The organism is Burkholderia vietnamiensis LMG 10929, from assembly GCF_000959445.1.
Taxonomy (GTDB): Bacteria; Pseudomonadota; Gammaproteobacteria; order Burkholderiales; family Burkholderiaceae; genus Burkholderia; species Burkholderia vietnamiensis.
Genome location: NZ_CP009632.1, coordinates 176233 through 189649, shown reverse-complemented (window position 1 = coordinate 189649; position 13417 = coordinate 176233). Strand labels below are relative to the sequence as shown.

The following is a 13417-nucleotide window of genomic DNA, read 5'->3' as shown; positions in this document are numbered from 1 at the left end:
CGAGACGCTCTGGGTCAGTCGGCGGCAGTGAGCATGTAGCCCGCGTTGCGGATGGTCCGCAGCAGCGAGCGGTCGAAGCCCGTGTCGATCTTCTGGCGCAGCTTGCTCACGTGCACGTCGATGACGTTCGTTTGCGGATCGAAATGGTATTCCCAGATGTTTTCGAGCAGCATCGTGCGGGTGACGACCTGCTCCGCGTGGCGCATCAGATATTCGAGCAGCTTGAACTCGCGCGGCTTGAGGACGATCGGCTTACCGGCGCGCGTCACCTTGCGCGACAGCAAATCGATGCTGAGATCGGCGAGCTTCAACGCCGTGTCGAAGCCGTTGTCCTGCGAACGCCGCGCGAGCGCTTCGAGCCGCGCGACGACTTCGCCGAACGAAAACGGCTTGACGACGTAATCGTCGCCGCCCGCCTTCAGCCCGCGAATCCGTTCGTCGACTTCGTCGAGTGCGCTGAGGATCAGCACGGGTACCTTGCTGCCCGCCGCGCGCAGCGCCGCGACGATCTTGAGCCCGTCGATACCGCCGGGCAGCATGCGGTCGAGCACGATCGCGTCGTAGGATTCCCCGATCGCGAGCGCCATGCCGTCGCGGCCGTTGTCGGCCCAATCGACGACGTGGCCGGTTTCGAGCAGGCCTTTCTTCAGAAAGCCCGCCACCTGCTGATTGTCTTCGACCAAGAGGATTTTCATTTCTGGATTGGCGGCCCGTCGGTCACGCGCCGTGTGCGACCTGACAGAAAGGCCGCCGACGTGTGCAGGTCGGGCGAAATAGTGCACCGTCGCGCTGACCTTTCATTATCGCCTCGTCGGGACAGATGAAGCGACCGCCCCGTATTAAATTTTTTTAATCAGGGCGCGCGTGGCGTGCCTGCCGCCGTTTGCCAGCGCGGCTCGGCGGCATCCGGCCGCGCACATTAACAAACGTTAACGGTATCGCAACGCTCCGACAAGCCGCCGCTCCATAAGATGACGGTGCGAAACTCACGCGCACCGAGCCCCGCCGGCACGTGCAACCCATTCACACTTTGTCGGACGATGCTTATGAACACGGTGATGGAACAGCCGGCCAGGCCGCAGTATCGAAGCACCCCCGAGCATTCCGTCATCGCGCTGGGGGAATTCGAACTGAACCTCGGCATGCGTGCGCTGTACAAGGCGGGACGCGAAGTGCCGCTCGGCTCGCGCGCGTTCGACATTCTATCGGTGATCGTGCTGGCGGCCGGACGCATCGTGTCCAAGGACGAACTGATGGACACCGTATGGCCCGGTGTGTTCGTCGAAGAAAACAACATCCACGTGCATCTGAGCGCGGTCCGTAAAGCGCTCGGCGACCATCGTCAACTGATCGACACCATACCGGGGCGCGGCTATCGACTCAAGGTATTCGACGACCCGCCAGCCGAGCCGGCACGCGACGTACCGACCGAGCGGCATGCGCCGCACTTCCGCAATGCGGATGCAATGACCGCGCCGCGGCATCGATTGCCGGGCAGAAGAACGCTGCTCGGGCGCGCCGCGGCGCTCGACGAAATCGAGGGCCAGTTCGCGCGCAGCCGCGTGGTCACGCTGACGGGGCCGGGCGGCGTCGGCAAGACCTGCCTCGCCATCGAACATGCGCACCGCACGATCGCTACCGGCGCGTCGGACGTCGTCTTCATCGACCTCGAGGAAGCGGGATCGCTCGCGGCCGTCGCGCAGATCGAGCCGGCGCCCTCGCCGCCGGCCGGCACCCTGCTCGTACTGGACAATGCGGAGCACATCGTCGACGAGGTGGCGGACGTCGTGGAACGGCTGATCGGCCAATGGCCTGGCTTGCGCGTGCTGCTCACGAGCCGCGAGCGCCTTCGCATCGCGCCCGAGACCGTGTTCCGCGTCGAACCGCTCGCGCTGCCGGCAGACGAGTCGTGCCGCGACGGGCTGATGCAGTCGCCTGCCGTCGGGCTGTTCCTGGAGCGCGCAAGCCGATGCGGCGTGCGAGTCGACGAGCATCAGCTCAGGCTCGTCGCCGAAATCTGTCGCCGCCTCGACGGGCTGCCTCTCGCGATCGAACTCGCCGCCGAGCGTGCGTCCGTGCTGGGCCTCGAAGGGGTGCGCCAGCGTCTCGAAGAACGCTTTCTGCTGCTCGCAGGGGGTTATCGCACGGCGCAACCGCGACACCGAACCTTGCGCGCCGCATTTGACTGGAGTTTCCAGCGGCTCACGCACAACGAACAGGCCGTCGTTCTTCGCATCGCACGGTTCGACCATGCGTTCACGCTCGATTCCGTGTACTCCGTCGTTTGCGACGACGACGTCGACCGCCCGACCGCGCTCGACTGCATCGCGCAACTGGTCGAAAAGTCGATCCTCGATGTGAGCTTCGTCGGCGTCACGGCGCGCTACCGTCTCTCGGAATCGGCTCGCACGTACGCACTTGCGCTCGGATCGGGTGATGAACCGTGCGATGTCGCGAGGCAGTTCGCCCGTTACCCGCAGTGAGCGACGGATGACCGTCATGACGGTTCAGCGGCAATGTTGACTGGATGCGCGCGTTGCCGATCCGGCGGACCGGGCTACGCGCACGCGGAGTGGGTCGCCGGTGTGACCAGGAAAATCGCGTTCGACGAGCGCGGCGACCTGATCAAGCCGCCCTACACGCTGTTCCGCGTCGAACGGGCGCGGTGGCACAGCATTCGCACGGTCGGCCGCGCGTCGAACCGACCGCCGCCGAGCAGCCGGCGGCGGCCTCAGGCAACAGCACGCGTCACCGCGCCGCCTGCTGCCGCTGCACCTCCTGCGCCTTCATCTGCAGATACGCCGCACGGTCGACTTCGTGCAGCTGCTGCGGATACTGCTCGGTCGCGTCGAACCAGCGCGCGAGACGCTGGTCGAGCGGCTTGTCGAGCGTCGCGAGATACGCGTCGATCGCCAGGTAATAGCGCATCGTGTTGCGCTCCAGCAGCCCGCGCACGCCGCCGACATACTGCGGCTCGCCCGCCGACGCACCGCTCGCCGGCGTGAACCCGACCTTGTCGCTGCCGATCGTCGCGAGATAGGTCTTCATCGCCATCCGGCCGACCGTGCCGAAACCGTACGCATACGTGAGGTGCAGGAACGTGCGCGACGCGCCCACCGGCACCGCTTCCAGCGCGATCCGGTAATCCTTCGTGCCCATCGGGCCGCTGTCGGCGCTCAGGTCGACCTGAAAGTAGTCGGGCGTCGCTGCCGCCACGCGATAGCGGAACTGCACGCGATAGGTGTCCGACAGCTTCTGTTCGATCTTGCGCCCGAGGTTCACGTCGAGCACCGGCCCGCCGCTGCCGGCCGATGCATGACAGTACTTCGTGTTCAGGTGCAGGATCAGCACCGCGCACCAGTTCGCCGGGCCCTGCGCCGGATCGCTCAGCTTGCCGTTCACGACGGCGAACGGATAGTCGACGACCGCGTAGATGTCACCCTTCAGCGATGAGGACGCCTCCGACGATTCGAGGTACAGCGGGCGATGGAATGCGTTGTGCTTCAACTGCTCGCCCAAGCTGTGATAACGGTCGAGCAGCGCGGCCGCGCCGTCCGCGCCGAACGACAGCGTGCTCCAGCCCACGCACAGCATCGCGATGCATGCGGCCCACGCACGGCGCACGCGTCGGCGCGCCTGCGGATGTTCGGATGTCTCCATTGATTTGCTCCAGCGGATGGCGCGATGTCGCCGCGCCTGTTTGATGGAATATGCCGCCCGCTATCGACGGCTATCGACCGCGCTTCACCGGCATCGGCAATTGCGCGGCGGTGATCCGGATCAGCGTCGACAGCCATTCGCGGTCGTCCCAGCGCTCGCCCGCAACCACGAGATGCGGCTTCGCCGACGGATACGGCGGCGCCTGCTCGCATGCGCCGAGAAACGCATGTCCGTCAGGCGTCGGCTTGACGAACAGGCGATCGTCGCACACCAGCGCGACCATCTTGCCGTCACAGTAGATTCCATATTCGCCGAACATCTTGCGCGCCGACACCGTGCCGGCCAATGCGCTCTGCTCGACGATGAAATCGACGGTTCCCTGATGCGATGCCATCCGCTTCCTCCGTTATCGGACACCGGTTCTGACCGTCGGCGGCGCGGTGTCGTTCCCTCCCGTCCCGTCCGGGATGCGCGCATCGCATGCAAGCGGCGCGGGCGGTTCGTCGGAGAAGCGGCGATCGCCTGCGTTCATCAGCCGCGGAATCGAAGCAAGGAGCGCTGGCGCCGCGCGTGGTCGTCGGCGCCAGTTTGACAGAACTGCGTGCGGCGGCAAACGCCGAACGGCAGCGGCGTGCGCGCGTGCGCGCCGCCGCGGTATCGGGCGTCGCGCACGCGCGTCGGGCGAAGGCGCTCAGCCCGTGACGGGCGTGCGCCGCACCTCGGTCAGATAAATGAGGATCAGCGACACCCACACGATCCCGTACAGCAACATGAAGCAGGTCGTGCGCACGCGCGCGAAGTCGAGCAGCATGCCGAACAGGATCGGCAGCAGGAACCCGCCGAGGCCGCCCGCGAGCCCGACGATGCCGGTGACGACGCCCATGTTGTCCGGGAAATCGTCGGCGACGTACTTGAAGGTCGACGCCATGCCGAACGCGAACACCGCACCGAGCACGAAGGTCAGCGCGACGAAGCCGGCCACCGGCATCGACAGCTTCAGCGCCGCGGTGCCGTCGATCGTGTGGATCACGAAGTCGGTCGCCGGATACGACAGCAGGAACAGGCTGATCCACGCGACCCACAGCCCCCACCAGGTGACCGCATGCGCGCCGAAGCGGTCGGACAGCGCGCCGCCCAGCGCGCGCAGCACGGAGCCCGGCAGCGAGAAGCCGGCCGCGAACGCGGACGCCATCACGAGCGACATCCCGTATTCGTTCTTCAGGTATTGCGGGATCCACAGCGACAGCGCGGTGAAGCCGCCGAACGCGATCGAGTAGTACTGGCACAGCCGCCACACGCGCGGATCGCGCAGCACCTTGAACGAATCGAGCAACGAGCCGCCGCGCTTGCCCGCGCCCGGATCGGGCGCCGACGCGAGCCAGAAGATCACCGCGGTAGCGAGCAGCGCGATCGCATAGATGCGCGGCACGACGCGCCAGCCATACGCATTGAGCAGCAGCGGCGTGACGAACAGGTTGACCGCCGCGCCGCTGGTGCCGGCGCCGAACACGCCCATCGCCAGACCGCGCCGCTGCGGCGGGAAGAAGCGCGCGACGTACGGCGTGCCGACCGCGAACGACGCGCCGACGCAGCCGAGAAACAGCCCGATCACGAGAAACTGCCAGAGCTGCGTCGCATAGCTGACCACATACACGGGCACCGCACACACGACGAGCAGCACCGTCATCACGATGCGCCCGCCGAAGCGGTCGGTCCAGGTGCCGAGCGGCAGACGCATCAGCGCGCCGGTCAGCACCGGCGTGGACGTGAGCAGCCCGAACTCGGTGCTGTTCAGGCCGAGGTCCGCGCGCAGTTGCACGCCGAGCACGCCGAACATCATCCATACGACGAAACACACCATGAACGCGAGCGTACTGGCGGCCAACACCGACCACGCGCGCAGCGGAACGGTCTGCGCCTGGGCGGGCAGACCGGCATTAGCTTGGTGAACGGCCATATGCCGACCTCCGTTTCATTGAACGAGCGGACCGCTCGCGCCGTCGAAGGCGACGCCTTCGATGCGCGCGGCGCCCGCGAGTACGGCCACGTACTGCCGCATCGCGCGCTGACGCACGCATTGCGCGAGGTACTCGGCGATCTGGCCGGCGGCTTCGTCGAACGGCACCGCGGCGCCCGGCACGCGCCGCTCGATGCGCACGATGTGAAAGCCGAAGCGCGTATTGACGAGCTTCGGCAGCACGCCGAGTGCGTCGCCGTCGAACAGCGCGGCCTCGAACTCCGGCACGGTGTCGCCGCGCAGCAGTTGCCCGAGGTTGCCGCCGACCTGCGCCGACGGGCAGTTCGACGACGCGCGCGCGACCGCTTCGAACGTATCGGGCGCGGCCAGCACGTCGGCGAGCGCGGCCTGCGCGCGCTCGCGCAGCGGTGCGAGCGGCACGCGCTCCGTCACCGCGAACAGCACGTGGCTCGCGTACACGATGTCGCCGCGGCGGAAGCGCGCCGCATGCCGGCTGTAATAGCGCTCGCAGTCGGCGCGATCCGGCTGCGGCACGTGCGTGAGCTCGCGCTCGAGCAGCGCGTCGACGGCCGCGTCGTCGAGCGGTGCGCTCGCATCGATCAGCGCGAGCGCGACCGCGCGCTGCCGCAGCAGTTCGCGCACGGCCAGCGCATGGCGCGCCGCATCGAGCGGATCGCGCGCATCGCCGTGATGTTCGGCTTCGGCCGCGATGGCGGCGGCGTCGAAGGCGACGCCGTTGATGGCGAGCGGCGCGGTCGCGGCTTCGCAGAGAACGTCGTTCATGCGGGTCTCCTCAGCGCTTGCGCACGAGCTGGTATGGGCGGATCAGGTACGCAACCGAAGCGATCCCGCTCCAGATGTGAACCATCCGCGTGAACGGCGACACGAGGAAGATCGTGAAGCCGAGCAGGATGTGAAGCCGGTACGTGAGCGGCACGCCGACGAGCAGGCTCGCGACGTTCGGGCGGAACGTGACGACGCCCTTCACGTAGTCGGTCAGCTGCTCGAACATCGCGCCGTCCATGTGACGCGTCGAAAGCACGACGGTGCCGAGCCCGAGCGCGAGCTGCACCCACAGCATCAGCACGATCACGATGTCGGACGTGCGGCTGTTGCCGCGGATGCGCGCGTCGCCGAGGCGCCGCCAGATCAGGATCGTCAGCCCGACGATCCCCGCGACGCCGGCCGCGCCGCCCGCCACCATCGCGACGAGCTGATGCCCGGACGCCGACATGAACGGCGACACCAGCCAGTGCGGCGCGAGAAACCCGCCGAAGTGCCCGAGCACGACGACGAGCACGCCCCAATGGAACAGGTTGCTGCCGAGCCGCAGCATGCCGTGCCGCAGCAGCTGGGACGAATCGCTTTTCCACGTGTACTGCTCGCGGTCGAAGCGGATCAGGCTGCCCACCAGCAGCACGGCGAGACAGATGTACGGGTAGATCCCGAACAGGAACTGATGCAAGTAAGCGTTCATGTGTTTCCCCAAGTGTGGGCCCGCGCGCTCACGCGCTGCGGGCGGGCCGCTTGTCGTGGAACTGGATCGTCTGCTCGGCCGGCGTCGCCGCGCCGACGAAGCGCACGGCTTCATCCGCATACGACGCGTCGAGCGCGCGGTAGTCGTCCGCACCGGGCTTCACGGCCGCCACGTCGTCGTCCGCGGCGGCCGGCGGCTCGACCGGCGCCAGGCCGGCGAGCGGCAGCAGCGCGCCGACAACGAAGCTGTAATGGCTGCCGCGCCGCGCGAGCTGGCCGGCAAGCGCGGTGAGGATGTCGCCGGTCTCGGCGAGCAGCGTGCGTGCGTCGGGCGCGGGCAGGCGCGACAGGTATTCGAGGAACACGGGCAGATAATCGGGCAGCTCGCCGGGGTTCAGCGTCAGCCCGTGGCGCTCGTACATCTGCAGAAGGTCGACCATCGCCTGCCCGCGGTCGCGCGATTCACCGTGCACGTGCTCGAACAGATGCAGCGACGTCGCGCGGCCGCGGTCGAACAGCGCGACGTAGTTCTCCTGCAGCGTGAGCAGGTCGCGCGCACGCACGTACGCGAAAAACCGCTCGAGGCCGGTGCGCGCGCGCTTCGGCAGCTGCGCCCGCTCGCGCAGGTGGCCGTCGATCGAATCGAGCACGTCGACGAGCGTGTCGTCGGGATAGTCGAGCAGCGCCGCGAACGCCGCATAGGTCGGATCGGGTGCGCCGCTCATCGCGATACCTCGTTGATCGGAATGGTTTTCGCGCCTTTCTTCGGACTGAACAGGCTCCCCTCGGAGCGGCCGTCCGAACAGCCGTTGCCGAACGAGAAGCCGCACGAGGCGCGCAGGTCGTACGCGTTCTCTGCGTACTCGCGATGCGTGGTCGGGATCACGAAGCGATCCTCGTAGTTCGCGATCGCGAGATAGCGGTACATCTCCTCGACCTGCGCGAGCGACAGCCCGACCTGGTCGAGCACGCCGCGCGCGTCGACGCCGTCGACGTGGCGCGCGCGCATGAACGCGCGCATCGCCAGCAGCCGTTCGAGCGCGAGCTTCACGGGCGCCTCGTCGCCGGCCGTCAGCAGGTTCGCCAGATAGCGCAGCGGAATGCGCAGCGATTCGACGTCGGGCAGGTAGCCGTTCATCCCGAGCTCGCCGCTGTTCGCGGCAGCATTGATGGGCGACAGCGGCGGCACGTACCAGACCATCGGCAGCGTCCGGTATTCCGGATGCAGCGGGAACGCGATCTTCCAGTCGATCGCCATCTTGTAGGCCGGCGAACGGCGCGCGGCGTCGAGCCACGCGGCCGGCACGCCGTCGCGCTCGGCCTGCGCGATCACCGTCGGGTCGTTCGGATCGAGGAACAGCGACAGTTGCGCCTCGTACAGGTCCTGCTCGCTCTCGGCGCTGGCGGCCTCGCTGATCCGGTCGGCGTCGTACAGCAGCACGCCGAGATAGCGGATGCGGCCGACACAGGTTTCCGAGCACACGGTCGGCTGGCCGGCCTCGATGCGCGGATAGCAGAAGATGCACTTCTCGGCCTTGCCGCTCTGCCAGTTGTAGTAGATCTTCTTGTACGGGCATCCGGACACGCACATGCGCCAGCCGCGACACTTGTCCTGATCGATCAGCACGATGCCGTCCTCCTCGCGCTTGTAGATCGAGCCCGACGGGCACGACGCGACGCACGCCGGGTTCAGGCAGTGTTCGCACAGGCGCGGCAGGTACATCATGAAGGTGTTCTCGAACTGCCCGTAGATCTCCTTCTGGACCGCCTCGAAGTTGTAGTCCTTCGCGCGCTTCTCGAACTCGCCGCCGAGAATCTCCTCCCAGTTCGGCCCCCACTCGATCTTCTCGAGGCGCTGGCCGCTGATCAGCGAGCGCGGTCGTGCCACCGGCATCGCGCGCGCGTGGCCGGCCTCCTGCAGATGCCCGTAGTCGAACGTGAACGGCTCGTAGTAGTCGTCGATCTCGGGCAGATGCGGGTTCGCGAAGATCTGCGCGAGCAGCCGCCACTTGCCGCCCTGACGCGGCTCGATCCGGCCGTCGGCGCGGCGCTGCCAGCCGCCGCGCCAGCGGTCCTGGTTCTCCCAGTCCTTCGGATAGCCGATGCCCGGCTTGGTCTCGACGTTGTTGAACCACGCGTATTCCATCCCTTCGCGGCTGGTCCACACGTTCTTGCAGGTCACCGAGCAGGTGTGACACCCGATGCACTTGTCGAGGTTCAGCACCATCGCGATCTGTGCACGTATCTTCATGACGTTTCTCCGGCGCGGACGTTCGGCGTGGCGCCGACGGGTTCTTCCCCGTCGAGCCAGTCGATGTTGTTCATCTTGCGCACGATCAGGAACTCGTCGCGATTCGAGCCGACCGTGCCGTAGTAATTGAAGCCGTACGACAGCTGCGCATAGCCGCCGATCATGTGCGTCGGCTTCAGCGCGATGCGCGTGACCGAGTTGTGGATGCCGCCGCGCGTGCCCGTTATCTCGGAGCCCGGCGTGTTCACGATCTTCTCCTGCGCGTGGTACATCATCACCATCCCCGACGGGATCCGCTGGCTCACGACCGCCCGCGCGCACAACGCGCCGTTCGAGTTGAAGCACTCGATCCAGTCGTTGTCGACCGCGCCGATCGCCTTCGCGTCGTCCTCCGACATCCACACGATCGGGCCGCCGCGCGACAGCGTGAGCATCAGCAGGTTGTCCGTGTAGGTGCTGTGGATGCCCCACTTCTGATGCGGCGTCAGGAAGTTCAGCACGCGCTCGGGGTTGCCGTTCGAGCGCGTGCCGACCATGTGCGCATAGCTGCCCGTGTCGACCGGCGGCTTGTACACGCACAGCGACTCGCCGAACGCGCGCATCCACGCATGGTCCTGATACAGCTGCTGACGGCCGGTCAGCGTGCGCCACGGCACCAGCTCGTGCACGTTCACATAGCCGGCGTTGTACGACACGTGCTCGGATTCGATCCCGCTCCACGTCGGCGACGAGATGATCTTGCGCGGCTGCGCCTGGATGTCGCGGAAGCGGATCTTCTCGTCCTCGCGCGCGGCGGCCAGATGCGTGTGGTCGATGCCGGTGATGCCGGACAGCGCGCGCCACGCCTTCACCGCGACTTCGCCGTTGGTCTCGGGCGCGAGCGCGAGTATCACCTCGGCCGCGTCGAGCGCGGTGTCGATGCGCGGGCGCCCGCGTGCGGCGCCGTCGGCGACCTTGTAGTTCAGCTCGCCGAGCAGCTTCACTTCGTCCCTGGTGTCCCAGCCGATGCCCTTGCCGCCGTTGCCGAGCTTGTCCAGCAGCGGGCCGAGCGACGTGAAGCGCGCGTAGGTGTTCGGGTAGTCGCGCTCGACCGCGATCACGGCCGGCATCGTGCGGCCCGGCACCGGCTCGCATTCGCCGCGCTTCCAGTCCTGCACGTCGAACGGCTGCGCGAGTTCGCCCGGCGTATCGTGCGCGATCGGCGCGAGCACGACGTCGCGCTCGACGCCGAGGTGGCCGTCGCACAGCTCCGAGAAGCGCTTCGCGATGCCCTTGAAGATCTCCCAGTCGCTCTTCGATTCCCACGCTGGATCGACCGCCGCCGACAGCGGATGGATGAACGGGTGCATGTCGGACGTGTTCATGTCGTCCTTCTCGTACCAGGTCGCCGTGGGCAGCACGACGTCGGAATACATGCAGGTGGTCGACATCCGGAAGTCGAGCGTGACGAGCAGGTCGAGCTTGCCGCGCGGCGCGTCGGCGCGCCACTTCACTTCCTCCGGCCGCGCGCCGCCCGTCGCGCCGAGATCCTCGCCCTGCACGCCGTTGGTCGTGCCGAGCAGATGCTTCAGGAAATACTCGTGGCCCTTGCCCGACGAGCCGAGCAGGTTCGAGCGCCAGACGAACAGGTTGCGCGGGAAGTTCTCGGGCGCGTCCGGGTCTTCGCACGCCATTTGCAGCGTGCCGTTCCGCAACTGCCGCGCGAGCTCGGCGCCCGCGGGCGCGGCATCGCCGAGACTCGCGCCGACCTTGAGCGGATTCACCGCCAACTGCGGCGCGGACGGCAGCCAGCCCATCCGCTCCGCGCGCACGTTGTAGTCGATCGGCGATCCGTGGAACTGCGTCTTGTCGGCGAGCGGCGACAGCAGCGTGCTCGGGTCCATCGTGTCGTAGCGCCACTGGTCGGTGTGCGCGTAGAAGAACGACGTCGCGTTCATGTGCCGCGGCGGCCGGGTCCAGTCGAGCGCGAACGCGAGCGCGGTCCAGCCTGTTTGCGGACGCAGCTTCTCTTGCCCGACGTAATGCGACCAGCCGCCGCCCGGCTTGCCGATGCAGCCGCACATGATCAGCATGTTGATGATCGCGCGGTACGACATGTCCATATGGAACCAGTGGTTGATCCCCGCGCCGATGATCACCATCGACTTGCCCTGCGTCTTGTGCGCGTTCTCCGCGAACTGGCGTGCGACCGAGATCACGTCCGCGCGCTTCACGCCGGTGATCGCTTCCTGCCACGCGGGCGTGTACGGAATGTCGTCGTCGTAGCTCGCGGCCACGTCGCGGCCGCCCAATCCCTGGTCGAGGCCGTAGTTCGCGACGAACAGGTCGTAGACGGTCGCGACCAGCATCTCGCCGTTGCGCGTCGCGACGCGCCGCACGCCGATCCGGCGCGACAGTTCGGAGCCGTGGTGCGTCGAGTTGAAATGAGCGTGAGGCTGGTTGCCGAAGTACGGGAACAGCACGTCGACGACGTCGTCATGCGCCGCCGTGCACGACAGCCGCGGCGCCAGCGCCGCGCCCTTCGACGTCTCGCCGCGCAGGTTCCATTTGCCCTTGTCGGCGTCGGCCTGCTGGCCCCAGCGGAACCCGACCGAGCCGACCGGCACGACGAATTCGCCGTTGGCGTCGTCGATCATCACGGTTTTCCAGTCCGGATGCGCGGCCTCGTCGAGCGAATCGTCGAAGTCGGACGCGCGCACGAGGCGCTCGGGCACGTAGCCGTCGCCGTGCGGCACGAGCCGAACGAGCGCCGGCATGTCCGTGAAGCGCTTGCAGTAGTCGATGAAGTAGTCGCTGTTGCCCGCCAGGTGATATTCCTTGAGGATCACGTGCCCCATCGCGAGCGCGAGCGCCGCGTCGGTGCCCTGCTTCGGGTGCAGCCACAGGTCGCCGAACTTCGCGCCTTCCGCGTAATCGGGAAACACCGACACGACCTTGGTGCCGCGATAGCGCGCCTCGACGAGGAAGTGCGCGTCGGGCGTGCGGGTCTGCGGGACGTTGGAGCCCCACATCATGATGAAGGTCGAGTTGTACCAGTCGGCCGATTCCGGCACGTCGGTCTGCTCGCCCCAGGTCTGCGGCGAGGCCGGCGGCAGGTCGCAATACCAGTCGTAGAAGCTCAGGCACACGCCGCCGATCAGCGACAGATAGCGCGAGCCCGCCGCATACGACACCATCGACATCGCCGGGATCGGCGAGAAGCCGACCACGCGATCGGGGCCGTGCCGCTCGACCGTGTAGACGTTTGCGGCCGCAACGATCTCGTTGACTTCGTCCCAGCTCGCGCGCACGAAGCCGCCGAGGCCGCGCCGGCTCTGGTACGCGCGCCGGGACGCGTCGTCCTCGACGATCGAGCGCCATGCGTCGACGGGCGCCAGCGTGCGGCGGCGCTCGCGCCACAGCTTCACCAGCGCGCTGCGCACCATCGGATGCTTGAGGCGGTTGGCGCTATACAGATACCAGGAATACGAAGCACCGCGCGAGCAGCCGCGCGGCTCGTGGTTCGGCATGTCCGGGCGGGTGCGCGGGTAGTCGGTCTGCTGGGTTTCCCAGGTGACGATCCCGCCTTTCACGTAGACCTTCCACGAGCACGAGCCCGTGCAGTTCACGCCATGCGTCGAACGGACGATCTTGTCGTGCTGCCAGCGCAGCCGATAGCCGTCTTCCCATTTTCGGTCCTCGTCCGTGACGGCGCCGTGCCCGTTGGAAAAGCCTGGCCGGGCGGTGGAGAAATAACGCAATCTATCCAGGAAATGGCTCATGGGGATCTCGTTTTTCCGGTCTTTTGGCAGACTCAGATTGTTGAAAGGGGTGGAATGCCGGCCGTAAAAGATGCATCTGATCGACGCGTTTTGTCCGGGTCGGGCAGATTGTCTGGTAGAAGGACATATCACGGCTTGATACAAATCAGAGGGATCGTTCGCCGGCGTGCAACGGTGGAAATGGGGGAAGATCGGTGGGGGAGGAGTGCTGAGGGTTGGCGGAGGAGTACTGACTGCTGATGGGGGTGGTGCGGCTCGGCTGCTTGCCGCTGGTCGCGGTGACCGCCGCCT

General features: G+C 67.1%; 10 protein-coding genes and 1 pseudogene. 2 read left to right on the top strand and 9 right to left on the bottom strand.

Annotated features, from left to right (window positions below; translation table 11 throughout):
- Positions 1–14: 14 nt before the first annotated feature.
- Positions 15–695: a response regulator transcription factor gene (locus AK36_RS25735; protein WP_011879813.1), complete on the bottom strand. Its 681-nt coding sequence runs from the start codon at positions 693–695 to the stop codon at positions 15–17.
- 351 nt (positions 696–1046) lie between these two features.
- Here AK36_RS25735 and AK36_RS25730 point away from each other — a divergent pair, with 351 nt between their 5' ends.
- Positions 1047–2483 (top strand): ATP-binding protein, encoded by a 1437-nt coding sequence (locus AK36_RS25730; RefSeq protein WP_224383403.1) that lies wholly within the window; start codon positions 1047–1049, stop codon positions 2481–2483.
- 93 nt (positions 2484–2576) lie between these two features.
- Positions 2577–2690: pseudogene (locus AK36_RS34655) on the top strand (branched-chain amino acid ABC transporter substrate-binding protein); the annotation flags it as partial.
- A 58-nt stretch (positions 2691–2748) separates the two neighbouring features.
- On the opposite strand, the gene AK36_RS25725 reads toward AK36_RS34655, so the two are convergent.
- From AK36_RS25725 to AK36_RS25690, 8 genes are all read right to left on the bottom strand, one after another.
- On the bottom strand, positions 2749–3660 hold the full coding sequence (locus AK36_RS25725) for a hypothetical protein (RefSeq protein ID WP_011879811.1): 912 nt from the start codon (positions 3658–3660) through the stop codon (positions 2749–2751).
- Between the two features lie 70 nt (positions 3661–3730).
- A complete protein-coding gene (locus AK36_RS25720; RefSeq protein ID WP_011879810.1) occupies positions 3731–4054 on the bottom strand; it encodes a TfoX/Sxy family protein in 324 nt (107 codons plus the stop codon).
- 297 nt (positions 4055–4351) lie between these two features.
- Positions 4352–5617, bottom strand: coding sequence for an MFS transporter (locus tag AK36_RS25715; RefSeq protein ID WP_045579546.1), 1266 nt, complete (start codon positions 5615–5617; stop codon positions 4352–4354).
- A gap of 15 nt (positions 5618–5632) precedes the next feature.
- Complete coding sequence (locus AK36_RS25710) at positions 5633–6421, bottom strand: peptidylprolyl isomerase (protein WP_011879808.1); 789 nt, start codon at positions 6419–6421, stop codon at positions 5633–5635.
- 10 nt (positions 6422–6431) lie between these two features.
- Positions 6432–7115, bottom strand: a complete 684-nt coding sequence (gene narI / locus AK36_RS25705) for a respiratory nitrate reductase subunit gamma (protein WP_011879807.1) — start codon at positions 7113–7115, stop codon at positions 6432–6434.
- Between the two features lie 28 nt (positions 7116–7143).
- Complete coding sequence (gene narJ / locus AK36_RS25700) at positions 7144–7839, bottom strand: nitrate reductase molybdenum cofactor assembly chaperone (protein ID WP_011879806.1); 696 nt, start codon at positions 7837–7839, stop codon at positions 7144–7146.
- On the bottom strand, positions 7836–9365 hold the full coding sequence (gene narH, locus AK36_RS25695; RefSeq protein WP_011879805.1) for a nitrate reductase subunit beta: 1530 nt from the start codon (positions 9363–9365) through the stop codon (positions 7836–7838). The genes narJ and narH overlap by 4 nt, the downstream gene beginning before the upstream one ends.
- A complete protein-coding gene (locus AK36_RS25690) occupies positions 9362–13126 on the bottom strand; it encodes a nitrate reductase subunit alpha (protein ID WP_011879804.1) in 3765 nt (1254 codons plus the stop codon). The genes narH and AK36_RS25690 overlap by 4 nt, the downstream gene beginning before the upstream one ends.
- Positions 13127–13417: the final 291 nt, after the last annotated feature.

Coding starts and splice junctions, on each gene's coding strand:
- AK36_RS25735 (WP_011879813.1), bottom strand. CDS start 695: ATGAAAATCCTCTTGGTCGAAGACAATCAGCAGGTGGCGGGCTTTCTG.
- AK36_RS25730 (WP_224383403.1), top strand. CDS start 1,047: ATGAACACGGTGATGGAACAGCCGGCCAGGCCGCAGTATCGAAGCACC.
- AK36_RS25725 (WP_011879811.1), bottom strand. CDS start 3,660: ATGGAGACATCCGAACATCCGCAGGCGCGCCGACGCGTGCGCCGTGCG.
- AK36_RS25720 (WP_011879810.1), bottom strand. CDS start 4,054: ATGGCATCGCATCAGGGAACCGTCGATTTCATCGTCGAGCAGAGCGCA.
- AK36_RS25715 (WP_045579546.1), bottom strand. CDS start 5,617: ATGGCCGTTCACCAAGCTAATGCCGGTCTGCCCGCCCAGGCGCAGACC.
- AK36_RS25710 (WP_011879808.1), bottom strand. CDS start 6,421: ATGAACGACGTTCTCTGCGAAGCCGCGACCGCGCCGCTCGCCATCAAC.
- narI (WP_011879807.1), bottom strand. CDS start 7,115: ATGAACGCTTACTTGCATCAGTTCCTGTTCGGGATCTACCCGTACATC.
- narJ (WP_011879806.1), bottom strand. CDS start 7,839: ATGAGCGGCGCACCCGATCCGACCTATGCGGCGTTCGCGGCGCTGCTC.
- narH (WP_011879805.1), bottom strand. CDS start 9,365: ATGAAGATACGTGCACAGATCGCGATGGTGCTGAACCTCGACAAGTGC.
- AK36_RS25690 (WP_011879804.1), bottom strand. CDS start 13,126: ATGAGCCATTTCCTGGATAGATTGCGTTATTTCTCCACCGCCCGGCCA.